The 24,871-nt window shown below is 72.0% G+C and carries 21 protein-coding genes; 13 read left to right on the top strand and 8 right to left on the bottom strand.

What is annotated here, in order from left to right; all coding sequences use genetic code 11:
* The first annotated feature begins 39 nt into the window (after positions 1-39).
* From OG598_RS19515 to OG598_RS19505, 3 genes are all read left to right on the top strand, one after another.
* Positions 40-1,437 carry a M16 family metallopeptidase gene (locus OG598_RS19515; RefSeq protein ID WP_328650500.1) on the top strand — a complete coding sequence of 466 codons (1,398 nt, stop codon included), beginning with the start codon at positions 40-42 and terminating at the stop codon, positions 1,435-1,437.
* Between the two features lie 119 nt (positions 1,438-1,556).
* On the top strand, positions 1,557-2,324 hold the full coding sequence (gene dapB / locus OG598_RS19510) for a 4-hydroxy-tetrahydrodipicolinate reductase (RefSeq protein WP_328650499.1): 768 nt from the start codon (positions 1,557-1,559) through the stop codon (positions 2,322-2,324).
* Between the two features lie 119 nt (positions 2,325-2,443).
* Positions 2,444-2,914, top strand: coding sequence for a GNAT family N-acetyltransferase (locus OG598_RS19505; RefSeq protein WP_328650498.1), 471 nt, complete (start codon positions 2,444-2,446; stop codon positions 2,912-2,914).
* A gap of 210 nt (positions 2,915-3,124) precedes the next feature.
* Here the strand turns inward: OG598_RS19505 and OG598_RS19500 are convergent, their stop codons facing one another.
* A complete protein-coding gene (locus OG598_RS19500) occupies positions 3,125-5,233 on the bottom strand; it encodes a glycogen debranching N-terminal domain-containing protein (RefSeq protein WP_328650497.1) in 2,109 nt (702 codons plus the stop codon).
* Positions 5,234-5,378: 145 nt separating this feature from the next.
* Between OG598_RS19500 and OG598_RS19495 the strand changes: the two genes are divergently transcribed.
* The 4 genes from OG598_RS19495 (at position 5,379) to OG598_RS19480 (ending at position 9,726) form a co-directional block, all read left to right on the top strand.
* Positions 5,379-6,368: a LacI family DNA-binding transcriptional regulator gene (locus tag OG598_RS19495; RefSeq protein ID WP_328650496.1), complete on the top strand. Its 990-nt coding sequence runs from the start codon at positions 5,379-5,381 to the stop codon at positions 6,366-6,368.
* Between the two features lie 24 nt (positions 6,369-6,392).
* On the top strand, positions 6,393-7,643 hold the full coding sequence (locus OG598_RS19490; RefSeq protein ID WP_328650495.1) for a sugar ABC transporter substrate-binding protein: 1,251 nt from the start codon (positions 6,393-6,395) through the stop codon (positions 7,641-7,643).
* A gap of 72 nt (positions 7,644-7,715) precedes the next feature.
* The gene (locus OG598_RS19485; RefSeq protein WP_328650494.1) at positions 7,716-8,837 is read left to right on the top strand and encodes a carbohydrate ABC transporter permease; all 1,122 of its coding nucleotides are present in this window, start codon (positions 7,716-7,718) and stop codon (positions 8,835-8,837) included.
* A 1-nt stretch (position 8,838) separates the two neighbouring features.
* Positions 8,839-9,726 (top strand): carbohydrate ABC transporter permease, encoded by an 888-nt coding sequence (locus OG598_RS19480; protein WP_328650493.1) that lies wholly within the window; start codon positions 8,839-8,841, stop codon positions 9,724-9,726.
* Positions 9,727-9,779: 53 nt separating this feature from the next.
* Here the strand turns inward: OG598_RS19480 and OG598_RS19475 are convergent, their stop codons facing one another.
* The 3 genes from OG598_RS19475 to OG598_RS19465 form a co-directional block, all read right to left on the bottom strand.
* Positions 9,780-11,354, bottom strand: coding sequence for an MFS transporter (locus OG598_RS19475; protein WP_328650492.1), 1,575 nt, complete (start codon positions 11,352-11,354; stop codon positions 9,780-9,782).
* A 74-nt stretch (positions 11,355-11,428) separates the two neighbouring features.
* Complete coding sequence (locus OG598_RS19470; RefSeq protein WP_328650491.1) at positions 11,429-12,400, bottom strand: sigma-70 family RNA polymerase sigma factor; 972 nt, start codon at positions 12,398-12,400, stop codon at positions 11,429-11,431.
* A gap of 94 nt (positions 12,401-12,494) precedes the next feature.
* Positions 12,495-13,091: a GNAT family N-acetyltransferase gene (locus OG598_RS19465; protein WP_328650490.1), complete on the bottom strand. Its 597-nt coding sequence runs from the start codon at positions 13,089-13,091 to the stop codon at positions 12,495-12,497.
* Positions 13,092-13,126: 35 nt separating this feature from the next.
* Here OG598_RS19465 and OG598_RS19460 point away from each other — a divergent pair, with 35 nt between their 5' ends.
* The gene (locus OG598_RS19460; protein WP_328650489.1) at positions 13,127-14,401 is read left to right on the top strand and encodes a glycosyltransferase 87 family protein; all 1,275 of its coding nucleotides are present in this window, start codon (positions 13,127-13,129) and stop codon (positions 14,399-14,401) included.
* Here OG598_RS19460 and OG598_RS19455 read toward each other — a convergent pair.
* Positions 14,300-14,851: a GNAT family N-acetyltransferase gene (locus OG598_RS19455; RefSeq protein ID WP_328650488.1), complete on the bottom strand. Its 552-nt coding sequence runs from the start codon at positions 14,849-14,851 to the stop codon at positions 14,300-14,302. The genes OG598_RS19460 and OG598_RS19455 overlap by 102 nt on opposite strands.
* A 79-nt stretch (positions 14,852-14,930) precedes the next feature.
* On the opposite strand from OG598_RS19455, the gene OG598_RS19450 reads away from it, so the two are divergent.
* The 5 genes from OG598_RS19450 to OG598_RS19430 all read left to right on the top strand — a co-directional run bounded on the left by OG598_RS19450 (position 14,931) and on the right by OG598_RS19430 (position 21,420).
* Positions 14,931-16,160: a winged helix-turn-helix domain-containing protein gene (locus OG598_RS19450; protein ID WP_328650487.1), complete on the top strand. Its 1,230-nt coding sequence runs from the start codon at positions 14,931-14,933 to the stop codon at positions 16,158-16,160.
* Between the two features lie 4 nt (positions 16,161-16,164).
* Positions 16,165-16,863: a DUF2752 domain-containing protein gene (locus tag OG598_RS19445; RefSeq protein WP_328650486.1), complete on the top strand. Its 699-nt coding sequence runs from the start codon at positions 16,165-16,167 to the stop codon at positions 16,861-16,863.
* Positions 16,864-17,964: 1,101 nt separating this feature from the next.
* Positions 17,965-18,705, top strand: coding sequence for an FAD-dependent thymidylate synthase (gene thyX, locus OG598_RS19440; protein ID WP_328655379.1), 741 nt, complete (start codon positions 17,965-17,967; stop codon positions 18,703-18,705).
* 47 nt (positions 18,706-18,752) lie between these two features.
* A complete protein-coding gene (gene dapA / locus OG598_RS19435; RefSeq protein ID WP_328650485.1) occupies positions 18,753-19,679 on the top strand; it encodes a 4-hydroxy-tetrahydrodipicolinate synthase in 927 nt (308 codons plus the stop codon).
* A 52-nt stretch (positions 19,680-19,731) separates the two neighbouring features.
* A complete protein-coding gene (locus tag OG598_RS19430; RefSeq protein ID WP_091400429.1) occupies positions 19,732-21,420 on the top strand; it encodes a ribonuclease J in 1,689 nt (562 codons plus the stop codon).
* Positions 21,421-21,499: 79 nt separating this feature from the next.
* Here OG598_RS19430 and OG598_RS19425 read toward each other — a convergent pair whose 3' ends face one another.
* The 3 genes from OG598_RS19425 to OG598_RS19415 all read right to left on the bottom strand — a co-directional run bounded on the left by OG598_RS19425 (position 21,500) and on the right by OG598_RS19415 (position 24,790).
* Positions 21,500-22,552 (bottom strand): LPXTG cell wall anchor domain-containing protein, encoded by a 1,053-nt coding sequence (locus tag OG598_RS19425; protein ID WP_328650484.1) that lies wholly within the window; start codon positions 22,550-22,552, stop codon positions 21,500-21,502.
* A gap of 124 nt (positions 22,553-22,676) precedes the next feature.
* Positions 22,677-24,224 (bottom strand): YbjN domain-containing protein, encoded by a 1,548-nt coding sequence (locus OG598_RS19420; RefSeq protein WP_328655378.1) that lies wholly within the window; start codon positions 24,222-24,224, stop codon positions 22,677-22,679.
* Between the two features lie 86 nt (positions 24,225-24,310).
* Positions 24,311-24,790: a YbjN domain-containing protein gene (locus tag OG598_RS19415; RefSeq protein WP_328650483.1), complete on the bottom strand. Its 480-nt coding sequence runs from the start codon at positions 24,788-24,790 to the stop codon at positions 24,311-24,313.
* Between the last annotated feature and the right edge of the window lie 81 nt (positions 24,791-24,871).

Below are 24,871 nucleotides of genomic sequence, written 5' to 3'. Positions count from 1 at the left end.
CTACGCATCACCCACCCCTCGTCGAACCGGGAGCAAGTCGTGAGTCGGGCCATCAGCGCGCCGTTTCCACCGGATCGACGGGGGGTGGCCCCGTCTCGGGACACCGGGGCGGGCCGCTCCGGCGGCACCGCCCGCGCGGTGACCCGGACGCTCAGCGACGACCCGCTGGGCGGCACGGTACGACGTACCGTGCTGCCCAGCGGCCTGCGCGTCCTCACCGAGGCGATTCCGGCGATGCGCAGCGTCTCGTTCGGTATCTGGGTGGCGGTCGGCTCGCGTGACGAGACCGGCCCGCAGGCCGGTGCCGCGCACTTCCTCGAGCATCTGCTCTTCAAGGGCACCCACAAGCGCACCGCACTGGAGATCTCCTCGCAGATCGAGGCGGTGGGTGGCGAGACCAACGCCTTCACCACGAAGGAATACACCTGCTACTACGCCCGCGTGCTGGACGAGGACCTGCCGCTGGCGATCGACGTGATGTGCGACCTGGTCGCCGACTCGCTGTTGGAGCCGGCCGACGTCGAGACCGAGCGTGGCGTGATCCTGGAGGAGATCGCCATGCACGACGACGAGCCGGGTGACGAGGTGCACGACCTCTTCGTCGAGGCCGTCTACGGCGATCACCCGCTGGGCCGGCTGATCTCCGGCACCGCGGAGACCGTCACCCCGATGACCCGGCGGCAGATCCAGAGCTTCTACCGGGGTCGCTACACCGCGCCGCAGATCGTCATCGCCGCCGCCGGCAACCTCGACCACGCCGCGGTGGTCAAGCTGGTCCGTCAGGCCGTGCGCGGCACCCCGCTGGACAGCGACCCGGCCAGCCCGGCGCCGCACCGCGCGGCGACCCCGGCGGTACGCACCAAGCCGGCGACCACGGTGGTGGAGCCGAAGGAGACCGAGCAGGCACACGTCATCCTCGGCTGCCCCGGCATCGACCGGCTCGACGATCGGCGGTTCGCCCTCGGGGTGCTCAACAACGTGCTCGGCGGTGGCATGTCCAGCCGCCTGTTCCAGGAGATCCGCGAGCAGCGCGGCCTCGCGTACTCGGTCTACTCCTACGCCAGCCAGTACGCCGACACCGGCCTGTTCGCCGTCTACGCCGGCTGCGCGCCGGGCAAGGTGGACGAGGTGCTGGCCCTGACCCGCGCCGAGCTGGCCCGGGTGGCCGCCGACGGGTTGACCGAGGCCGAGGTGGCCCGGGGCAAGGGGATGAGCAAGGGCTCGTTCGTGCTCGGCCTGGAGGACACCGGTTCCCGGATGAGCCGGCTGGCCAAGGGTGAGCTGCTCTACGGCGACCTGATGCCTGTCGACGAGCTGCTCCGCCGGGTCGACGAGGTCACCGTGGAGGACGTGAACGTCCTCGCCGCCGAGCTGCTCAGCCGACCGATGTCGCTGGCCGTGGTGGGCCCGTTCGGCGCCGGCGACTTCGCGGTCTGAGGACTGCCGCCCGACCCGGTCGAGGTGCCCGGCCGAGGTGCCCGATCGGGCGTCCCGGCCGGTGGAGCACAGCGGATCCGGCCGGAAGGGCCCGTCCCGATTGGGATAGGTTGTGCCCCGTGACTGACGAGCAGGGAAGGACCCCGGCCCAGCAGCTGCGGGTCGGCGTGTTTGGTGCGCGCGGCCGGATGGGCATCGAGGTCTGCAAGGCGGTCGACGCCGCCGCCGATCTCGCCCTGACCGCGGCGATCGACCAGGGCGACGACCGCTCCTCCGTCTCCACCGCCGAGGTGGTCGTCGACTTCACCACGCCCGACGTCGTCATGGACAACCTCCAGTGGAGCATCGAGCAGGGCATCAGCGCGGTGGTCGGCACCACCGGCTTCACCGAGCAGCGGCTGGAGCAGGTGCGCGGCTGGCTGGCCGACAAGCCCGAGGTGGGCGTGGTCATCGCCCCGAACTTCGGTATCGGCGCGGTGCTGATGATGCAGTTCGCCGCGCGGGCCGCCCGACACTTCGAGTCCGTCGAGATCATCGAGCAGCACCACCCGCGCAAGCTGGACGCTCCGAGCGGCACCGCCACCCACACCGCCCGGCAGATCGCCCGGGCCCGCGCGGAGGCCGGGCTGGGGCCGGTCCCGGACGCCACCAAGGACGAGGTGCCGGGTGCGCGCGGCGCCGAGATCGACGGGGTACGCGTCCACGCGGTGCGCGCCACCGGCCTGGTCGCCCACCAGGAGGTGCTGTTCGGCGGCACCGGCGAGACGCTGACCATCCGGCACGACTCGTACGACCGGGTGTCGTTCATGCCGGGTGTGCTGCTGGCCGTCCGCGCGGTGCGCAACCGCCCCGGCCTCACCGTCGGCCTGGACGCCCTGCTCGACTGACCGGCCCGTCCCTCCGCCCGCTAACGTGGCCCAGATCGCCTAGATCTTGGACAGTTTCCGTTCCGCGCTGACGGAAAGTGTCCAAGATCTGCGGGCGCGGGCCGGGTAGCATCCGCCGGATGATCAATGCAGGACACCTGGACCGGCTCGGGAGGCGGGTCACCCTCCGGCCGGTCGACGACGACAACTGGCGGGCGGTGGCCGACGTCGCCCCGCGCGACGACCAGCGACGGTTCGTGGCCGCGCTGGGCGCGCGTTATCTGCTGCTCAGCATGCGCTCCGAGGTGTGGAACTCGCTCGCGGTGTACGCCGACGAGACCGTCGTCGGCCACGTCATGTGGGGCGTGGACGACGACGGTTCGCACTGGATCGGCGGGATGCTGATCGACGCCGCCGAGCAGGCCCAGGGCGTCGGCCGGGCCACCGTGCAGACGCTGGCCCCCTGGCTGGCGGCCCAGGCCGGCAACCCCCCGGTCCGCCTGTCGTACCACCCCGACAACACCCCGGCCGCAGCCCTCTACACCTCCCTGGGCTTCCACCCCACGGGTGCCATGGACGACGACGAACTGATCGCCGAACGAACCCCCTGACCCCCGCGATCTTGCAGTTTCTGTTGCGACATAAAGAACATTCAACCCATCTCGACAACCGAAACTGCAAGATCGCCGGCGAGTCCGGCCCAGCCTGGGTCGATCATGGAGTTGTGGTGCCTCGCATAAGGGGCACATATGGAGCTGTTGCCCACCACAACTCCATGATCGACGGCGCGGGGCGGCGCGGGGCGGGTCCCGGGTTGGGGACTAGTGGGGGAGAGGGGTTGTGGGGCGGCGTTGGGTGGGGAGGGTTGGGGTTGCGGTCAGGGGGGTGGGGAGGCCGGTGACTGTGGCTTCGCCGGTGCTGTCGACAGTGACGTGCACCGGGGTGCCGGCCACGCGGAGGCCGTCGACCGCTACGGCGCCGAACTTCGCTCCCGCCAGAGGCGCCAGCCGGACCGTGCCGCCCGGCACGTCCGGGTAGAGCCCCGTGGCGGCCTGGAGCAGCAGCACCGCGCCCGTCGCGGCCCACGCCTGCGGTCGGCATGCGGCCGGGTACGGTACCGGACGGCTCACCAGTGCCCGGTCGTCGCCGCCGTACAGCTCCGGCATCCGGTAGTCGAACGTCTCGGCCGCGCTGAGCAGCCCGTCGGCCAGACCGAGCGCGGCGTCGCGGTGCCCGGCGCGGGCCAGCCCACCGAGCACGATCGCGGTGTCGTGGGTCCAGATCGAGCCACAGTGGTACGACAACGGGCTGAACCCGGCGTCGTCGCTGGACATGGTGCGTAGCCCGAATCCGGCGGCCATCGTGTCGGTGGTGAGCAGGTGCGCGACCTGGGCCTCCTCGTCGCGGTCGAGCAGGCCGGTGCCGAGCAGGTGGCCGATGTTGCTGGTCAGCGAGTCGACTGGGCGCTTGTCGCGGTCGAGGGCCAGCGCTGGTTGCGGCCCGTGGCGACCGTCGACCCAGAAGCTCTTGCGGAACCGGCCGACCAGCGCGGCGGCGTGCTCGCGCCAGCGGTCGGCGTCCGGTCGACCGAAGGCGTCCAGCAGGGCTGCGCCGTTCACGGCGGCCTCGTGCGCGTACCCCTGCACCTCGGCCAGCACGATCGGCGCGGTGGCGAGGGTGCCGTCGTGGAAGCGGACGGCGTCGCCGGAGTCCTTCCAGCCCTGGTTGGACAGGCCGTGTCCGGTGGTGTCGACGTACTCGACCAGGCCGTCGCCGTCCGGGTCGGCGTGCTCGCCGAGCCAGCGCAGCGCCGCCTCCAGGTGCGGCAGCAGGGGCTCGACCTGCTCGGCGGGCATTCCCCAACGCCACGCGTCGTGCAGCAGGTTGACCCAGAGCATCGTGGCGTCGACGGTGCCGTAGTACGCCGGCGGGAGGCGTAGGCCGTTGTCGGGCAGGGCGAACGCGTGGCGGCGCAGCTCGTGCAGGATCTTGCCGGGGGCCTCGCCGGTCGTCGGGTCGATCCGCGTGCCCTGCCGGCGGGCGAGCACGCGCAGGGTGCCGGCGGCCAGGTCGGTGCCGAGCGGCAGCATCATCCGGGCGGCCCAGAGGCTGTCCCGGCCGAACAGGGTGAGGAACCAGGGCACCCCGGCGCCGAGGAACACGTCGCCGGGTGCGCCGGTCTCGGCCAGTCGGAGGCCGCGCAGGTCGTCCAGGCTGCGGTCGAGCAGCCGGACGAGGCGTCGGTCGTCGGCGGTCACCTCGGGTCGGGACCACTCGGGCTCGCCGGCCGGGCCGACGACGACGGCGCGCGGGTCGTCGACTGTCAACTGCCAGCGCAGCACCGTCTCGCCGCCGGGGGGCAGGTCGACCGGCCAGACCAGCCGGGGTGCGGTGGCCCGCTCACCGTCGACCAGCACGTCGGCGCCCGGCGCGGTGACGGTGACGGTGATCCCGGTGCCCGACCAGGTGAGCGTGCCGGGATGACCGGTAGTGGCCGTCAGCGCGTCGGTGGCGCCACCGGACTTGACGACCTCGATGGGTGCCAGGTCGCAGCCGAGGTCGACGGTGACGGTGGCCCGTACGCCGACAGTGGCGGTGGAGACGATCCGCAGCTCTTCGGTGAGTCCGTTGCGGGTGGCCCGCCGGAGCCGGTCGACGCGGACGGTGGGGTCGGGCGTGGGGTCACCGAGCCAGCGGGCGAGGCTCACGAAGTGGGCGCCGTGCGGGCCGTCGTCGCCGCGGGTCAACCCTTCCAGCTCCCGCTCGTCGACCCGCAGCTCGGCGCGGGAGAGCACCCGGGCGTCGGCGTGGAAGACGCCCTGGACGCCGGTTGGGCGGATCTGCCCGGTCGCGTCCCCCAGCGCGCTGGTCGGGGCGAAGACCACCCCGACCAACTCGTGCAGGAGGGGTTGCAGCTGGCGTTCGATCACGGTGTGGCTCCAGATCCTCGGGGTGCGCGGCGGTCATCTTGACAACGCGCCGCTGGCGGTGCAAAGTGCGAAACATTCCAGAAACTTGAACGATCCAATCCTGCCTTATCCAAATTGGATCGTTCAAGACGGCGAGAGGGATTAAGTGGCCGAAAAGGTGACCATCGCGACGGTGGCCCGGCACGCCCGAGTCAGCCGGCAGACGGTGTCCAACGTGCTCAACAGCCCGCACATCGTGCGGCAGGAGACCCGTCAGCGGGTCGAGGACGCGATCAACGCGCTCGGCTACCGGGCCAACCAGGCCGCCCGACAGATGCGCACCGGCCGGTCCCGCCTCATCGCCGCCCGGATCGACCCGACCCGCGACGGCATCAACGGCTCCGTGCTCGACCGCTTCCTGCACGGCCTCACCGAGACCGCCGACGCCGCCGGCTACCGGGTGCTGCTCTACACCGCCACCGACGACGACCGGGAGATCGCCACCTACGGCGACCTGCTCGGCACCTACGAGTTGGACGCGTTCGTGCTGGTGGGCACCAAGTACGGCGACCCGCGTACCGAATGGCTCGCCGACCGGGACGTGCCGTTCGTGACCTTCGGTCGCCCATGGGACGCGCTCGACGCGCACCCCTGGGTGGACGTGGACGGCGCCGCCGGCACCGCCCAGGCCACCCGGCGTCTGCTCGACGCCGGCCACCGGCGGATCGCCTTTCTCGGCTGGCCGGTCGGCTCCGGCGTCGGCGACGACAGACGGGCCGGCTGGCGCGACGCGCTGCGTGCGGCCGGCGTCGACCCGACCGGGCTGCACCGGGAGACCGAGGACGGCATCGCCGAGGGCGAACGCCTGATGCACGACCTGCTCGACACAGTGGCACCGAGCGCCGTGGTCTGCGCCAGCGACTCACTCGCCCTCGGCGCCCTCCAGGCGATTCGCGGCGTCGACCCGCCCGTCTCGGTGATCGGCTTCGACGACACGCCGGTGGCCGCCGCGGTCGGGCTGACCAGCGTCAGCCAACCGCTCGGCGAGGCCGCCGCCCGCTGCGTGGACCTGCTCACCGGGGTCCTCGACGGCGACCACGAGACCCCCACCCCCGTGCTGCTCCAGCCCTCGTTGGCACTGCGGCACACCGCGTAGTCCCACCCCCCACCAGGAGAAACCATGGCACCCCGAACAATCACCCGGGCAGCGGTGGCCGGCCTCGCCGCCGTCGCCCTCCTCGGCTCCGCCGCCTGCGGCAGCGGCTTCGACGACTCCTCCGGCGACACCGCCCAGTCCAGCGGCCCGGCCAGCCTGCAGATCCTGATCGGCTCGTCCGGCGAGGCCGAGACCAAGGCCGTGCAGGACGCCGCCGCGAAGTGGGCCAGCAGCTCCGGCAACACCGCGACCGTCACCCCGGCTCAGGACCTCACCCAGCAGCTCGGTCAGGCGCTCGCGGGCGGCACCCCGCCGGACGTCTTCTACGTGGACGCGGCCCAGTTCGCCGACTACGCCAGCGTCGGCGCCCTCGAGCCGTACGGCGACAAGGTCAGCAACTCGGCCGACTTCTACGAGAGCCTGCGCACCACCTTCACGTACGACGGCAAGCTCTACTGCGCGCCCAAGGACTTCTCGACCCTGGCCCTCCAGATCAACACCGACCTGTGGAGCAAGGCCGGGCTGACCGACGCCGACGTGCCGACGACCTGGGAGCAGCTCACCGCCGCCGCCCAGAAGATCAAGGCCAAGGGGCAGGTCCCGCTGGCCCTCGGTGACACCCGGGACCGGATCGGCGCCTTCATGGTGCAGAACGGCGGCTGGCTGGTGAGCAAGGACGGCAAGCAGCCCACGGCAGACACCCCGGAGAACCTCGCCGCCCTCCAGTACGTCAAGACCATGCTCGGCACCGGCCTGGCCAAGTACCCGAAGCAGCTCGACGCCGGCTGGTCCGGTGAGGCGTTCGGCAAGGGCAAGGCCGTGATGACCATCGAGGGCAACTGGATCAAGGGTGCCCTCCAGAACGACTTCCCGAACGTGAAGTACAAGGTCGTGGCGCTGCCGGCCGGCCCCAAGGGACAGGGCACGCTCTCCTTCACCCAGTGCTGGGGCATCGCCGCGAAGAGCAAGTACAAGGATCAGGCGATCAAGTTCGTCGAGGCGATGACCAGCGGCGAGCAGCAGATGACCTTCGCGAAGGCGTTCGGTGTCATGCCGTCCCGCCAGTCGGCGCGCGACCAGTACACCGCAGCGTTCCCGGCGGACAAGGTGTTCATCGACGGCGCCGCGTACGCCCAGGGCCCGGTGAACGCCCCGAAGATGGACAGCGTCCTCAAGGACCTCGACACCGGTCTGCAGGGGCTGGCCAACGGCGACCCGAAGACCGTGCTGCAGAACTTCGACAAGAACGCCAAGGCGGCGCTCGGCGGCAGCTGAGGTGACGGCGGGGGCCCCGACGAGCAACGGGGCCCCCGCCGCACGTCGGCCGGAGAGAGGAAGGGAGGGAAGATGGCAACCGAGACACTGACCGCCGTGGCGACCGCGGGCGGGGCCGGCCCCCGCCGACGCAGGGGCGGCATCCGGAGCAACGAGAACCTCGCCGGCTGGCTCTTCGTCGCGCCGGTGATCGTCATTCTGGGGCTGTTCCTGCTGCTGCCCATCCTGATGGCGCTGTGGGTCAGCCTGACCGACTGGAACGGCCAGGGCAGCCCGTTCACCGGCGACGTCCCGTTCGTCGGCGCGCACAACTACACCCAGTTGTTCACCGAGGACGGGCTGGCCCGCCGCGACTTCATGACCAGCATCCGCAACAACATCTACTACGTGGCGATCGTGGTGCCGGCGCAGACAGTGCTCGCGCTCGGGCTGGCGTTGGTCGTCAACAACCGGATGCTCAAGGGCAAGAGCTTCTTCCGCAGCGCCTTCTACTTCCCCTCGGTGACCAGCTCGGTCGCGATCAGCGTGGTGTTCCTGTTCCTCTTCGCCAACTCCGGCGCGGTGAACGCGCTGCTCGGTTTCCTCGGGATCGACGGCCCGGAGTGGTTCGCCGACTCCCGGGGCGTGCTGCACCTGCTGTTCGGCGCGGTCGGCGTCGACTCGCCACCGGCGGCACTGGTCGACGGCGGCCCGTTCGGGCTGACCTGGTGGGACTGGCTGGCCGGTCCGAGCGTGGCGATGATCTCCATCATCACGTTGGTGGTCTGGACCACCTCCGGCACCTTCATGCTGATGTTCCTGGCCGGGCTGCAGAACGTGCCGGTCACCCTGGACGAGGCGAGCACCCTCGACGGCGCGTCCCGGTGGCAGCGCTTCCGGTACGTCACACTGCCGATGATCAGGCCCACCACCTTCCTGGTGCTCACCCTCGGCATGATCGGCTCCTGGCAGGTCTTCGACCAGGTGTACGTGATGAGCCAGGGCGACCCGGCCAAGACAACGCTCACCCCGGCGTACCTGTCGTACCGGACCGCCTTCCGGGACTTCGACTACGGCTCCGGCGCGGCGATCTCCTTCGTCCTGTTCCTGATCATCATCGTGCTCACACTGATCCAGCGCCGGGCGCTGGCCGAGCGGGACACCGACCGGCCGCGCCGCGGCCCGTGGCGTCGGCGCGTACCGGGAAGGTCCTGAGATGGCCGTGCTCACCGACCGCCCGGCGGCGGCGCCCGCGCGGCGTCAGCAGCGCGCGGCCCGCACCCTGGCCACCCGCTTCCTGGGGTACGCCACGCTGGTCTTCTTCGGGCTGGTGTTCCTCTACCCGTTCGTCATCCAGATCGGCAACGCGCTCAAGACCGAGCCCGACGCGGCGGCGAACCCGCTGTCACCGTTTCCGGACCCGCTCACGCTGGCCGGCTTCGAACGCGTCTTCGCCGGCACCAACTTCCCGCTGTGGCTGGGCAACTCACTACTGGTGACGGTGCTGGTCACCATCGGCCGGGTCTTCTTCGACTCGCTCGCCGGGTACGCGCTGGCCCGGCTGCGGTTCGCCGGCCGCGGCGGCCTGTTCGCCGCCGTCATCGCGGTGATGGCGGTGCCCGGAGTGGTGCTGCTGATCCCGAAGTTCCTGGTGCTCAACCAGCTCGGCCTCTACAACAGCTACGCCGGGCTGGTGGTGCCGCTGCTGGCCGACGCGGCCGGCGTGTTCATCATGAAGCAGTTCTTCGAGTCGATCCCGGTGAGTGTCGAGGAGGCCGCCCGAATAGACGGGGCGAGCATCTTCCGTACCTTCTGGTCGGTGGTGCTGCCCATGGCGAAACCGGCGCTGATCACCCTCACCATCCTGTCGTTCCAGGGCTCCTGGAACGAGTTCCCGCACAGCCTGGTGTCGGTGCAGGACCCGGACCTGTTCACCCTGCCGCGCGGGTTGGCCGACCTGGTCAGCGGCTCGCTCGGCAAGGGCACCCAGTACCCGCTCAAGCTCGGCGCCGCACTGCTGGCCACCATCCCGGTAGCGATCATCTTCGTGGTGTTCCAGCGGTACTTCGTCCGCGACGCCAACGACGGCTCGGACAAGGGCTGACCGACCCGGTGTGGCGGTGCCGATAATCGGAACCGCCACACCGGCTCCGCGCATCAGTGTGGGGTGGCGGTCGACGCGGGCTCCTCGGGCTGGGCCGGCTCGGCACCGACCGGCGCGTAGGACGGCACCGACCGGAACGCCAACGCGGCGACCACTGCCAGCCCGAGCAGCACGACGGCACCGGCGGTGGCCGCCACGACCAGCCCGCTCGTGTACGCCGCCCGGGCCGCCTCGACCAGCGGACCGCCCACCCCGCCCGGCAGCTCACCGGCCACCGTCACCGCCCCGGCCAACCCGTCGCGGGCACGGGCCGCCGCCTCGGCGGGCAGACCCGCGGGCAGCGCCGGGCCCAGCTCGGCACGGTAGACGGCGGCGCCCACGCTGCCCAGGACCGCCACACCCAGGGCGATGCCCAACTCGCCGCTGGTCTCCGAGAGCGACGCTGCCGAGCCGGCCCGTTCCGGCGGCGCCGACCCGACGATCAGGTCGGTGACCAGGGCCGACGGCAACGCGATCCCGGCGGAGGTGACGACGAAGGCGACCAGGACGACAAACAGGGCGTGGTCGCCGTCCGCGCCGGTGAGGAGCAGGAAACCCGCCGCCGTGATCAGTTGCCCGACGGCCATCACGTGCCCCGGCCGGAACCGACGGGCCAGCAACGGAGCCACAGTGGTCGCGCCGATCATCGCCACCGCCTGCGGCACCAGCAGCAGCCCGGCGCGCAGCGGGGTCAGCCCTTCGACCAGTTGCAGCCACTGGCTGACCAGCAGGAAGGTGCCGCCCATCAACAGACCGTTGAGCAGGAACACCAGCAGTGCGGCAGTGAACGTGCGGTTGCCGAAGAGGCCCACGTCCAGCAGCGGATGAGGAAGCCGGCGCTGCCGCCGCACGAAGACCACCCCCACCAGCAGGCCGGTCACGATCGCCAGCACGGCCAGCGGGCGCCAACCGTGCCGGGCCAGCTCCTTGATGCCGTAGACCGCCGGCAGGATGGTGGCGAGCGACAACGCGACGCTGACCAGGTCCAGTCGGCCGGGGCGCGGGTCGCGGAACTCCGGAAGCAGCAGCGGCGCGACCACCAGCAACACCGCCATCACCGGCACACCCAGCAGGAACGCCGAGCCCCACCAGAAATTCTCCAGCAGCACCCCGCCGATCACCGGCCCGACCGCCATCCCGCCCATGAAGCAGCTCATCCAGACCCCGACCGCTACCGCGCGCTGCGCCGGGATCTGGAACATGTTGCTGATCAGGGCCAGCGTGGAAGGCATCAGCGTGGCCCCGGCGACACCGAGCAGTGCCCGCGCGGCGATCAGCAGCGGCGGGTTCGGTGCGTAGGCGGCCACCACCGAGACCACGGCAAAGGCACCGGCCCCGATCAACAACAGGCGTCGACGACCCACCCGATCGCCCAGTGTGCCCATCGTGACCAGGAAACCGGCCACCAGGAAACCGTACGCATCGGTGATCCACAACTGCTGGGTGCTGTCGGCGCCGAGGTCCGCGCTGAGGCTCGGCAGGGCCAGATAGAGCACGCTCAGGTCGAGTGCCAGCAGCAGAGTGGGCAGGGCCAACACGGCCAGCCCAATCCACTCCCGACGCCCGGCTGCGGGGTGTGCTGTCCGCATCGTTCTCACCCTCCTGGTGACGGTCAGTGTCGGAGGGTGGACGACGGTCCGGCCCCGAACTCATCGGTGCACCGTCAGGCGATTTTGTCGGGCAGGCCGAAGCGGGCGAAGAGCGCCGGCTCCAGGAAGTGGGTGAGCCGGGTGATCCGGCCGTCGGCGACGTCGATGAGCTGGATGGAGAACGCTCGGCGCCCCCCAGCCTGGTCAGGACGGTACTGCGCCAGCGCCGGAGCGCCATTGGCCGACACCGGCAGGAGCCGGGAACCTTGGCAGCCGGACGCCGGCCAGGAAACCATCCACCGGCCGATGTCGGCCGCCCCCGACAACCACATCCGGTACGGAGGCATGCTGTGCACCGCGTCCTCGCGCAGCAGACCCACGAGAGCGTCGATGTCGTAGCGCTCGAACACCCGCACGTAGCGGTCCAGCAGGTCGCGATGCTCCTCGTCCAGGGCCGGGCCCGGCGTCGCGCCGGCCCGCTCGGCCAGCGTGGCCCGGGCACGTTGCAGCGCACTGTTGACGGCGGGCACGCTGGTCTCGAGCAGACCGGCGACCTCGTCGGCATGCCAGCGCAACACGTCCCGCAGGATCAGTACCGCGCGCTGCCGGGGAGGCAGGTGCTGGAGCGCGGCGACGAACGCCAACCGGACCGAATCCCGCAGCACGGCCAGCTCTGCCGGATCCGCAGTGGGCAACACCGCCGCATCCGCCGCCGGCCCCACCCAACCCGTCTCCGGGTCACCAAGGCTCGGGGCCACCGGCGGCGACGGGTCACCGAAATCCGTCGGCATGGCCCGCCGCCGGTGACCCCTCAGCAGATCCAGGCAGACGTTGGTGGCGATCCGGTAGAGCCAGGTGCGCGTGCTGGAGCGGCCGTCGAAACCGTCCCACCCGCGCCAGGCCCGCAGCAGAGTCTCCTGCACCGCGTCCTCGGCGTCGAACAGCGAGCCGAGCATCCGGTAGCAGTAGCCGGTCAGCTCGACCCGGAACCCCTCCAGGTGACCCTCGGCGGTCGGCGCCGACAGCGGCGCGGTGGCTGAGCTCATGGGCCGACCGTAGGCGACAGGTCGGACATCGGCACCCACTCCGGCCGGGGCACGCCGACCCGTGCCGGTATCCGGGCCGGGGCGTCAGCGCGGGTCAGCCAACGGGCTCGTCGTCGACAGGCACCTTCTCGGTCGGCACGCCCACGTGCAGACGCACCTGAGGCACCAGCATGTCGTCGACGTCCAGCGCCCGGGCCGCGCCGTCGGGCTCCCACCCGGTGCTGGTCAGGAACTTTCGGGTCGCCTCGTCACCGTCGAACGCCCAGGCCACCGCCCGACTCATCCCGTCCTCCCGCCACAGGTCGACGGTGGCCGCGAGCAGTCGACTGCCGTGCCCCCGACGGCCCCACCGCGGCTCCACCAGCAGGTCGGTCACCGCCGCCACGTCCGGGCCGAGCGCGTCGGCCGGCTCACCCGGGGCCAACGCCTCGGCGTCGGCCGGGCCGGAGGCGGCGAACCCCACCAGATACGATTGCTCGGCCTGTTCGACGGCGACAAGCACCCGGTGCGCGCCCGAGGGCGGCTCCAGCACCGCGGCGCTCCACCGCCGGGCGAGGAACGCCTCGTCCAGGTTGTCGAGCACATGCCGAGGCAGGATCCGGCGGTACGCGACCCGCCAGGTCGCGAGCTGGATGCGTGCGATCTCGCCGGCGTCCTCGGGACGCGCCGGGCGGACGTACCCGAGAGCCATGGGACGGAAGCCTACGCAGGGCGAGGGAGACGACGGTGGCGCAGGGTGCCAACAGGACGACCGCGCAGGTCGTCGGGGTGGTGGTGCTCGCCGCGGCGGTCACCGGGTTCCTCGCCGTCGCCGCCGTCCGGCACGGGTTCTTCGACCTGAAGGTCTACTACGGCGCGTTGACCTGGTGGGTGCACGACGGCGGGGAGATCTACGACTACCTCAAGCCGGGCACCCAGTACGGCTTCACCTACCCGCCGTTCGCGGCGCTCGTCATGCTGCCGATGGCGTATCTGCCGTGGACGGCCGCGATCGTGGTGAGCGTGCTCGCCAGCGTGGCCACCACCACGGTGCTGATCTGGTGGCTGGTCGACCCGATCGCGCGCCGCGCCGGCTGGACCAGGTGGTTCGCCCTCGCCGTGGCGCTCTGCCTGGCCGCCGCGTTCGAACCGATGCGGGAGACGGTCAACTTCGGCCAGGTCAACACGCTGCTGCTCTTCCTGGTGGCGGTGGACCTGCTGCGGCTGCTGCCGGCCGGCAACCGGTGGACCGGGGTGGGCATCGGCCTCGCCACCGCGATCAAACTGACCCCTGGCGTGTTCATCGTCTACCTGCTGGTGACCGGGCGGTGGCGGGCGGCGCTCACCGCCAGCGGCACGGCCGCCGGGGTGTCGCTGCTGGCCGCCGCGCTCTTCCCGGACGCGTCCCGGGAGTTCTGGACCGAGGCGCTGTGGAACACCGGGCGGGTGGGCGAGCTGGCCTTCGTCTCCAACCAGTCGTTGCGCGGGGTGGTCGCCCGGCTCGACCCGGAGCACCCGAGCACCCTGCTGTGGCTGCTGCTGGTGCTGGGCACCCTGGCGCTCTGGGCCTGGCGGTCCCGGGCCGCCGTCGCGGCCGGCGACGAGGCGACCGGCCTGGCGCTGACCGGCGCGGTGATGTGCCTGGTCAGCCCGGTCACCTGGGTGCACCACCTGGTCTGGCTGCTGCCCGCGTTGATCCTGCTGGTCGACAACGCGATGGCCGCGCCGGCCGGCCGCCGACGGCAGGTCCTGCTGGTCGCCGCGACCATCGGGTACGCGCTGCTGATCAGCCGGACCGTCTGGCTCTGGGAGAAGGACTTCACCGGCGTCGACGGCTTCCTGGGCAGCAACGCCTACATGTGGGTCAGTCTGGCGCTGCTGGCCTTCCTGCCGATCCGCCGGTGGCTGACCCCGAACGGGTCAGCGGTCGAGGCGTCCGGCGTACCGCAGCTCGACCAGCCCGACCGGCGGGCCCCCACCGGCCAGCGGCACCTGGTAGGTCGACTCCTCACCGTCCGGTGACAGGCCGGCGCGCTCGCAGAACCGCCGGGCCCGCCGGTTGTCCGCCAGCACCCACGCCCGGTAGCCGGCCCAGCCCCGCTCGGTGAGCCCGCTCCGGGCGGCGTCCAGCAACGCCGCGGCGGTCCCGTCACCCCAGTGGGCCGGCTCCACGTAGAGCGCCACCACCTCGCCGACCGTCGGGTCCAGGTCGTCCCGGTCCTGGTTGCGGCGGTACGGCCCGAAGGTCGTGAAGCCCACGACCAACCCGTCCACCTCGCCGAGCACCGTGGTGAACGGATGTTCCGGATCGGCGGTGCCGACGTCGCGACGACGCTGCGCCCAGGCCACCACGTTGAGCCGCCCGAGCACCTCGTCGGGCATGAAACCGGCGTAGCCCGCCTGCCAGCCGTGCACGTGCACCCGGGCGATCGCCTCGGCGTCGTCCGGCTCCTCCCGACGGATGGTGAGCATTGCACCGTTCTATGCCTCGTTGGTCGTCACGTCCAGCTTCCCGCACCGGCGTCGTACCGATGAATTAAGGTCGCCGACGATGACCGCACCGGAATCACTCTCGCTCGCCCAGGCCCGCCGCGTGGCGCTCGCCGCCCAGGGCTTCGCCGACCCGGCGCCGACGGGCGTGCCCACCCGCCGGCACCTGCGTCGCGTGCTGGGCCGGGTCGGGCTCATCCAGATGGACTCGGTCAACGTGCTGCAACGCGCGCACTACCTGCCGCTCTACAGCCGGCTCGGGCCCTACCCGACCACGTTGCTCGACCAGGCCGCCTACCGGCGCCCCCGTGAGCTGTTCGAATACTGGGGCCATGAGGCGTCGCTGGTCCCGGTGGAGCTGCACCCGGTGCTGCGCTGGCGGATGGCCCGAGCGCACAGCGAATCCTGGGGCGGCATGCGGCGGATCGCCCAGGAGCAGCCGGAGCTGGTCGCCTGGGTCCGGGACGAGGTGGCCGCCCGGGGGCCGCTGACCGCCGCCGAGATCGAGCACGACGCCCCCCGCGAGACCGGCAACTGGGGATGGAACTGGTCGGCGGTCAAGCGGGCGTTGGAGTTCCTGTTCTGGGCCGGGGAGGTGGTCGCCGCCGAGCGCAGCACCTCCTTCGCCCGCCGCTACGACCTGCCCGAGCGGGTGCTGCCCGCGGCGGTGCTGGCCGCGCCCACCCCGACCGACGCCGAGGCGTACCGGACGCTGGTCGCCCTCGCCGCGCGGTCCCTCGGGGTCGCCGCCGAGCCGGAGCTGCGCGACTACTTCCGGTTGCCGCTGGCCGGCGCCCGGCAGGCCGTCGCGGAGCTGGCCGAGGCCGGTGAGCTGGTGCCGGTCACAGTGGCGGGCTGGCGACAGCCGGCCTGGCTGCACACGTCCGCCCGGCTGCCCCGCTGGGTGCGGGGCAACACACTGGTCAGCCCCTTCGATCCGCTGATCTGGGAACGTGCCCGCACCGAGCGGCTGTTCGACTTCAGCTACCGGATCGAGATCTACGTTCCGGCGCCACAGCGGGTCTACGGCTACTACGTGTTGCCGTTTCTGCAGGGCGACCGGTTCACCGCCCGGGTCGATCTGAAGGCCGATCGGAAGGCCGGGGTGCTGCTGGTGCCGGCCGCCTGGCTCGAACCCGGCGCCGACCCGGGGGAGACCGCCGTCGCGCTCGCCGCCGAGCTGTACCGCCTCGCCGGCTGGCTCGGCCTGGACGCGGTGGCCCCGCCGGCAGCCGGTGATCTGGCCGGTCCGCTCACCGCCGCGTTGGCCGGCGTGTCCGGTGTACCGTGAGCGCGTGACGAGCGCTCCCGGACCGGTCGACCAGCCGCACCCCGCCCCCGGCGCGGTCCACACGGCGCCGGCCGACGGTGGGGCGGGTCCCGGCGGCTTCGGTCCCGGTGGCACGGGTCCCGGCGGCTTCGGCCCCGGTGGCGCGGGTCCCGGCGGCTTCGGTCCCGGCGGCGCGGGTCCCGGCGGCTTCGGTCCCGGCGGCGCGGGTCCGGAGGGTTGGCCGATGACCCCGCCGGGTGGCTACCCGGCGCCTGAGCCGGACCGGCTCACCCGGTTCGTGTTGCGGCTCTACGAACGTTCCCCGCGCTGGGCGGTGCCGCTGGCCGCTGTCGGCTGCGTCGCCATCGGCATGAGCTACGCGCTGCTCAGCAACCCGACCTACGCCGACCCGGACGCCGCGCCCACCTGCCTGCTCAAGTTGACCACCGGGCTGGACTGCCCGGGATGTGGTGGCACCCGCGCGCTCTGGTACGTGTTGCACGGCGACCTGCCGGCCGCCGCCCGGCACCACTTCCTGTTCGTCTTCGCGCTGCCGTTCCTCGCGTACCTCTTCGTGGCCTGGGCGGGAAACCAGGCGTTCGGTTGGCGACTGCCCGAGCTGCGGATCAGCTCGAAGGTCATCGGCGGCTTCCTGGCCGCGTGGCTGGCCTTCTCGGTGCTCCGCAACCTGCCCTGGGCGCCGTTCACCTCGCTCTACGTCTGACCGCGCCGCCGCCGCCGTCCGACCCGCCGGTGCCCGCTGCGCCGCTGCCGGACCTGCCGCCGCCCGACACGCCAGTACCCGACCTGCCGCCGCCCGACGCACCGCTGTCTGGCGCCGGACGCGCCGCTGTCTGTCGCCGGACGCGCCGGTGGCCGAGACCGCGACCGCGGACCTCGGCCGGGGGCGCTATTCGGGCGTCCTTTGGACCTGATTCGTTTACGACATCACGGGCCCTCCGGCGCCTATTACCCATGATCGACTCGGCTCTCAGGAAGCCGGGCCATCCACCCGACGCGGATACCCCGACTTTCAGGAACCCGAGTCGATCACCCAGTGAGCAGCCGCACACCCCGCGTCCGCGCCACGGCGGCAGACGCACCTCGCCCCAAGATCGCGCTCGATCCTGGATGTAGTGGGGTCGGGCGCGACGGATGCCACTACATCCATGATGTTGCGCGATCTTGCGAGCGGAAGCGGCTGCCGAGCGGCTCGGGCCCAGGTCGCTCGGCTCGTTCGGGTCGCCCAGGCGCCTGAACGGTGCTCGGGCCTCGGTCGCAGGCTCGGGCGGCCCACCCGCCGGGGCTGATGTCGCAAACGATTCAGCTCCAAAGGACGCCGATGCACCTGTCCGCCCCGGCGTCGACGACGATGCCTGGCCCCTGGCCCCTGGCCCCTGGCCCCTGGCCCTTGGACCTCGGCCCTGGCCCTTGGACCTCGGCCCTGGCCCTTGGACCTCGGCCCTGGCCCTTGGACCTCGGCCCTGGCCCTTGGACCTCGGCCCTGGCCCTTGGACCTCGGCCCTGGCCCTTGGACCTCGGCCCTGGCCCTTGGACCTCGGCCCTGGCCCTTGGACCTCGGCCCTGGCCCTTGGACCTCGGCCCTGGCCCTTGGACCTCGGCCCTGGCCCTTGGACCTCGGCCCTGGCCCTGGACCTCGGCCCTGGCCCTGGACCTCGGCCCCGGTCCCTGGACCTCGGCGTCGGCCCTCGGCCGACGCCCGGCGGCGTCGGCGGGGCCGGTGCCTGAGTGATCGACATTGCACGGGGCGCGCCTGAGTTGGGTCGGGCGGCACCCCACCACTAAAGTCCCAGGAATGCCGGACATGGTGCAGCCCCAGGTCAAGTTGATCGCGTGGACCCAATTCGCGGCCCCGGACGACGTGCCGTGGTCGACCGACGCGGAGGGCGGCCAGGCGCTCGCCGAGTTCGCCGGTCGGGCCTGCTACCAGTCGTGGAAGAAGCCGAACCCGGCGACCGCCACCAACGCCGGCTACCTGGCGCACATCCTCGATGTCGGGCACCTGAGTGTGCTGGAGCACGGGTCGGTCACCTTCTACTTCACCGGGGTGTCCCGCTCCTTCACCCACGAGCTGATCCGGCACCGGCACTTCTCGTACTCCCAGCTGTCGCAGCGCTACGTCCCGGAGCGGGACGCGGCAATGGTCGAGCCGGCCGTCATCGCCGACGACCCGGAGCTGCACAAGAAGTTCGTGGAGGCCGCCGAGGCGAGCGTTCGGGCGTACACCGAGTTGCTGGAGGGCCTCGAGCAGCGCTTCTCCGACGAGCCCAACCCGACGCTGCGTCGCAAGCAGGCCCGGCAGGCGGCCCGCGCGGTGCTGCCCAACGCCACCGAGACCCGGATCGTGGTCTCCGGCAACTACCGGGCCTGGCGGCACTTCGTCGCGATGCGGGCCACCGAGCACGCCGACGTGGAGATCCGTGAGCTGGCCGTGGAGTGCCTGCGCCAGCTCCAGGGGGTCGCCCCGAACGTGTTCGCCGACTTCGTGATCACCACGCTGCCGGACGGCACCGAAGTGGCGGCCAGCCCGCACGAGGCGTCCTGAGCCCTTCCCCGGCGGGCCTCGGCTGGTCGTCCGCTAGGTTGGAGGGTATGACGCACGACCACCTCGACGCTGCGGCCCGACCGGCGTCCCGCCCCTTCGGCCGGCTGCTCACAGCCATGGTGAGCCCGTTCACCTCCGACGGTTCCCTCGATCTCGACGGCGCCGCCCGGCTGGCGAGCCACCTGGTCGACGAGCAGGGCAACGACGCGCTGGTGGTCAACGGCACCACCGGCGAGTCGCCGACCACCACCGAAGCGGAGAAGGAACACCTGATCCGGGCCGTGGTGGAGGCCGTCGGTGACCGCGCCAAGGTGGTCGCGGGCGTCGGCACCAACGACACCCGGCACACCATCGAGCTGGCCGCCGCCGCCGAGAAGGCTGGTGCGCACGGCCTGCTGGTGGTCACCCCGTACTACAACAAGCCGCCGCAGAGCGGGTTGCTGCGACACTTCACCGCGGTGGCCGACGCCACCGGCCTGCCGGTGATGCTGTACGACATTCCGCACCGCTCCGGCGTGCCGATCGACACCGAGACGTTGGTCCGGCTCGCCGAACACGGCCGGATCGTCGCGGTCAAGGACGCCAAGGGCGACCTGACCGCCACCAGCTGGGTCACCAGCCGGACCACCCTCGCCTTCTACAGCGGTGAGGATGCACTCACCCTGCCGGCGCTGGCCGTCGGATGCGTGGGCCTGGTCGGCACCTCGACGCACTTCACCGGGGCGCTGGCCGCACAGATGATCGAGGCGTACGACGCGGGGGACATGCCGACCGCGCTGGCCCTGCACCGGCGGCTGCTGCCGCTGTTCACCGGCATCTTCCGCACCCAGGGCACCATCCTGGTGAAGGCGGGCCTGGCGTCGCTGGGCCTGCCGGCCGGCCCGGTGCGACCCCCGCTCGTGGACGCCACCGACGACGAGATCGCCCAGCTGCGCGCGGACTTCGCGGCAGCGGGCCTGGAGCTGCCCGAATGAACGAACGACACGATGGACGTCGAGTAACGGCGTCGCAGAATGAGGTGGACGCGTGACCGAGGCGCACATCGAGGCGGAGCTACCCCCGCCGCTGCCGGAAGGCGGCCTGCGGATCATCCCGCTCGGCGGGCTCGGTGCCATCGGTCGGAACATGACCGTCTTCGAGTACGACGGCAAGTTGCTGATCGTCGACTGCGGGGTGTTGTTCCCCGACGTCGAGCAGCCGGGTGTGGATCTGATCCTGCCCGACTTCGGTCCGATCCTGGACCGGCTGGCCGACGTCCAGGCGATCGTGCTGACGCACGGTCACGAGGACCACATCGGCGCGGTGCCGTACCTGCTCGCCCACAAGCCCGACATCCCGCTGGTCGGCTCACAATTCACCCTCGCCCTGGTCGAGGCGAAGTTGGCCGAGCGGCGGATCCAGCCGTACACGCTGACCGTGCGGGAGGGCGGCCGCGAGCGGCTCGGCCCGTTCGAGTGTGAGTTCTTCGCTGTCAATCACTCGATCCCGGACGCCCTCGCGGTGGCCATCCGCACCCCCGCCGGCCTGGTGCTGCACACCGGCGACTTCAAGATGGACCAGCTGCCGCTGGACGGCCGGATCACCGACCTGGCCGGTTTCGCCCGGCTCGGCGCCGAAGGCGTCGACCTGCTGCTGTCCGACTCCACCAACGCGGAGATCCCCGGTTTCGTCACCCCGGAGCGGGAGATCGGCCCGGTGCTCGACTCGATCTTCGCGAAGGCCAAGGGTCGGATCATCGTGGCCTCGTTCGCCTCGCACGTGCACCGTGTGCAGCAGGTCTTCGACTCCGCCGCCGAGCACGGCCGCAAGGTCGCGCTGATCGGCCGGTCCATGGTCCGCAACATGGGCATCGCCCGGGACCTCGGCCTGCTCAACATCCCGGCCGGCCTGGTCATCAGCATCGACGAGGCGACCACGCTGCCGCCAGATGAGATCGTGCTGATGTCCACCGGTTCCCAGGGTGAGCCGATGAGCGCCCTGGGCCGGATGGCCAGCGGCGACCACCGGCACATCACCATCGCCCCCGGTGACACGGTCGTGCTGGCCTCCTCACTGGTGCCGGGCAACGAGACCTCGGTCTACCGGGTGATCAACCGGCTCGCGCGGGCCGGCGCGGTGGTAGTGCACAAGGACGTGGCCAAGGTGCACGTCTCCGGGCACGCCCCCGCCGGGGAACTGCTCTACCTGCTCAACGTGGTCCGGCCCAGCAACCTGATGCCCGTGCACGGCGAGTGGCGTCACCTGCGTGCCCACGCCCGGCTCGGCATCGAGTCCGGGGTCGCCGCCGATCGGGTGGTGCTCTGCGAGGACGGCGACGTGGTCGACCTGGTCGAGGGCCGCGCCAGCGTGGTGGGGCACGTGAAGAGCCGGTACGTCTACGTGGACGGCCTCGCCGTCGGTGACGTCAGCGAGTCGCTGCTCACCGAACGGCGGATCCTCGGTGACGGCGGCTTCATCGCCACCACGGTGGTCGTCGACTCGGTCACCGGCAAGGTGGTCGCCGGCCCGACGCTCTCCGCGAAGGGCTTCTCCGAGGACCCGGAGGCGTTCAACCCGGTGGTGCCGCTGGTCACCGAGGCGCTCAACCGGGCCGCGGCGGACGGCATCACCGACCCGCACCAGCTTCAGCAGATCGTCCGGCGGACAGTGGGGCGGTGGGTCAACGACAAGTACCGTCGTCGGCCGATGATCGTGCCCACCGTCGTCGAGGTCTGACCGCACGCGTCACGATGCCCGCCCGCACCTCGTGTGCGGGTGGGCATCGCCGTTTCACGATCAGGCTCGCCGTTCCGGGTCAGTCTCGCTGGAGCCGGCGTCGCAGGAGCAGCAGTCCGCCGCCGATGGTCAGCAGTGACACGCCGATCAGGCCGTACGCGACGGTGGTCGTGCCGGTGCGCGGCAGTTCCGTTGCCTCCGGTGCGGGCGTGGCCGGCAGCGTGGTCGCTGGCGTGGTCGGGTCGGCCGGTGGCGCGGTGGTGGCCCCGCCGCCGCCGGATCCGCCGCCGGTCAGGCGGAGCGTCACCGAGGTGTCCTGGTTGGTGTACCGGTTGGTGGGCGCGAGCCAGAGCCGAACGCTCTTCGTGCCGCCAGTGGTCGCCACCCGTACGTCGAAACTGTCAGTGGCGCCGTCCGCCAGGCGGCGCTCGCGCAGGATTTCGCAGCCCACACCGTTCATCCGGCCGCTGTCGGAGCACCCCGGTGCGGTCACCCGCACCCCGTCCGGGGTGGCGACGTTCAACGAGTACCCGCCGATGTCGAACGTGCCGGTGTTCATGACCAGGACCCGGATGGTCGCGACACCGTCGACGACCGGGCCGGCGGCGGCCCGTAGCCGCAGTGTGGTGGGATCCGGCCAGTTGATCCGGAAGTCGGTGGGTCGGTCGGCGCGGCCGGTGGCGTCCTGACCGGCAACGGAACCCCACTCGGTCACCCCGAAAACCGGCTGCGCAGCCGACGAGGTCACCGTCAGGCGGTACGTCCGATCGCCTCCGGCGGACAGTTCCGCGCCGCCGCAGACCCAGGTCCTCGTCGCACCGCCGCCGGCCCGGCAGCCGCCGCCCGCGGTCAGGTCGGCGCCCTGTGGCAGGCGGAGCACGAAGAAGCCCTTCGCCGCTGCCCCACCCTGGTTGACGACCTTGACCTCCAGCGGACCCGACGGGTGCCACGGGTCGCCGCTGAGAAAGGCGATGTCGGCCCGGGCCTGGATCGTCGGCGCGGCGCTCCCGGCCGTCGCGCTGGGCGAGACGGTCGGCTTTGCCGGGGCGGCACCGGCAACGGTCGGGGCGGCGAGGGCGGACAGGGCGAGCACGGCGGCACCGAGAATGCCGGACCGGAGCGGGCGGTTCATGACGACTCCCGAGGGGTTGCGGTGGGGCTGACGGCGGTATCACCTCGGTGCCGTACTCCCGGTTGCGACCTGTCGGATGTCATGCAGTCGCGCGGCAACCGCAACCCTTTGCGCCCCTGGCGGATCAGGGCAGCGCGGCGACGGCTTCGGCGTACGCGATGCCGGTGGCGATGGCGGCGTCCATGAGGACCCGTAGCTGCGCCGGGGCGACCCCGTGCGCCAGGTCGGTGGCCACGTCGCCGGCCAGCACCAACTCGTCGCCGAGGTCGTGCGCGTACGCCTTGGGCAGGAGCCGGTCGTGGTTCCACGCGTTGCAGAAGGCGTACGCCTCGGCGCGGCGGGCGGCCGGCAGTCGGCGATTGGCCATGGCGCGGGCGTGCAGCACCTCGCCGCGCTCACCGGCCCGCCGGAACTGGATCACCGCCCCCTCCCAGTGACCGACCACTGTCTCGCCCTCGTCCACCAGGTACCGGTCGCCGCGCCCGTCCAGAATCCCGGTGATCATGCCGAGGGAGAGCGCCGACAACTCACGTTCGCCCAGCTCGGCCTCGGGCTCGTCGGGCTCGTCAGGTTCGTCGTCGGTGGGCAGCGGAACCGGCGCCGCGAGCGGGCGCTCGGCCAGCCAGGCGGCCATCCGTCCGGAGTGGTGCCCGGTGCCGTTGCGCGCGTCGAAGCTGCCGGCCAACTCGTTGGCCACCCCGAGCAGCAGCGCCCCGAGCGTGGCGACGTCCAACTCGGTGGCCGTCCGCTCGCCGTACGCCGGCCGGGGCATCGTCCGCCCGCCCAGCCCTGCGTCGGCGGCCAGCCCGCAGACCAGTGCCCCGGCGGCGGCGAACTCCATGGCGGCGAGATCGTCGGTCGGCCGGTCCAACCGGGGCAGCTGCTCGGCCAGAATGGCCAGCCCGCGCTCCAGGTGCCCGCCCAGCGCGCAGAACCGTAGGTGCGCGGCGAGGTGCGGGAACGCCGCGCGCTCCCGCCGGTGCCGGCGGTACGCCCGCACGTGCGCCGTCGCCGCCCGTGTCGGCTCGCCGGTGCGCAGTGCCGGCAGCAGACCGGCGACCAGGTCCCGCTCGGGCTGGTCGGTGCAGGACTGCGGGTCGCCGTCGGTTTCCCCGAGCTCGCTGACCGCGGCATGCCACTCGCCCCAGCCGGCCAGCAGCTCGGCACGTCGGGCCGAGGCGCAGCCCGGGCAGCCGCCGGCCGGGCCCGGCCGTTTTCCGGACCATCGCTCGTACCAGTGCCGGGCGGTGGGCTCGTCGCCGAGATGATCGGCGATCCGGCAGTGCAGCTCCGCGACGGTCGGTGTGTCCGGACCGTCCGCGCCGACGCGGTGCGCCAGGTCGTGCAGCAGGGAACGGGTCTGGTCCAGCCCGACCCGGGGGGTGCCGAGCAGCGCCTCCACCGCGTACCGCTGGTAGCGCAGCAGCAGCCCGGTCTCCGTCTCGGTGAGCAGGTCGGGCCGGTGGTCGGCGGCGGCCCGGCAGCGCCGGACCGGCTCGACCAGACGCCACCGCTCCCCGTGCAGCAGGTACGCCTCGATCAGCGCGAACCGCGCGTCCATCCCGGACCGGACGTCGCCGGCCGCGTCGGCGCGCTCGGCGAGCCGCTCCAGGGCCACCTGCCGGGCCGGGCCGTCGGGGAGGTCCCGGGCCTCGGCGAGCGCGGTCTCCAGCGCCGGTACGCGGCCCCGCGCGAGGCGGTCGCCGGCGCCGGTGGGTGGCGTGCCGGTGCGGCTGCGGGTGAACTCGTCCCGGCCGGTCACGACGGCACCGCGCCGGGCAGTCGACGGACCGCAACGGCCAGCTGGCAGCCGGTGGAGATGCCACAGTCGAGCAGTTGGTCGAGCTGGTGTGGTGTCACGCCGCGTTCCAGGTCGGTGATCACCTCGCCGTACACCCGGGCCCGACCGTCGTCGGCGACGTGGACGAACGCCTTGGGCCAGAGCCGGTCGTGGTTCCAGGAGTTGCAGAACGCGTACAGGTCGGGCACCCGTTCGATGCCGAAGGTCGGATCGACCATGGTGCGGATCTGGAGCAGCTCCCCGTCCCCGCCGACTCGCAGGAACCAGATCAGGTTGTCGTCGAAGGAGCCCACCAGCTCGCCGTCGGGGGTCGGGCCGACGGACCTGCCACGGGCAGCGAGGACCGCGGCGACCAGTTCGCCGGTCAGCGGACGCAGCGCGCCAGGGTGCCCGGTCAGCGGATCGTCCGGATCGCCTTCGATTTCCGGCGACGCCATGGGGCATCCCTTCTGAGGCGGATATCACGACCGGCGGTGGGGTTCGTGTTACGACGCGCGGACACGACCCCGAAAAGCGGG

The organism is Micromonospora sp. NBC_00330 (assembly GCF_036136635.1).
Lineage (GTDB): Bacteria > Actinomycetota > Actinomycetes > Mycobacteriales > Micromonosporaceae > Micromonospora > Micromonospora salmantinae.
Note: the sequence above shows the minus strand (reverse complement) of the source record. Positions and strands in the feature narration are given on the sequence as shown.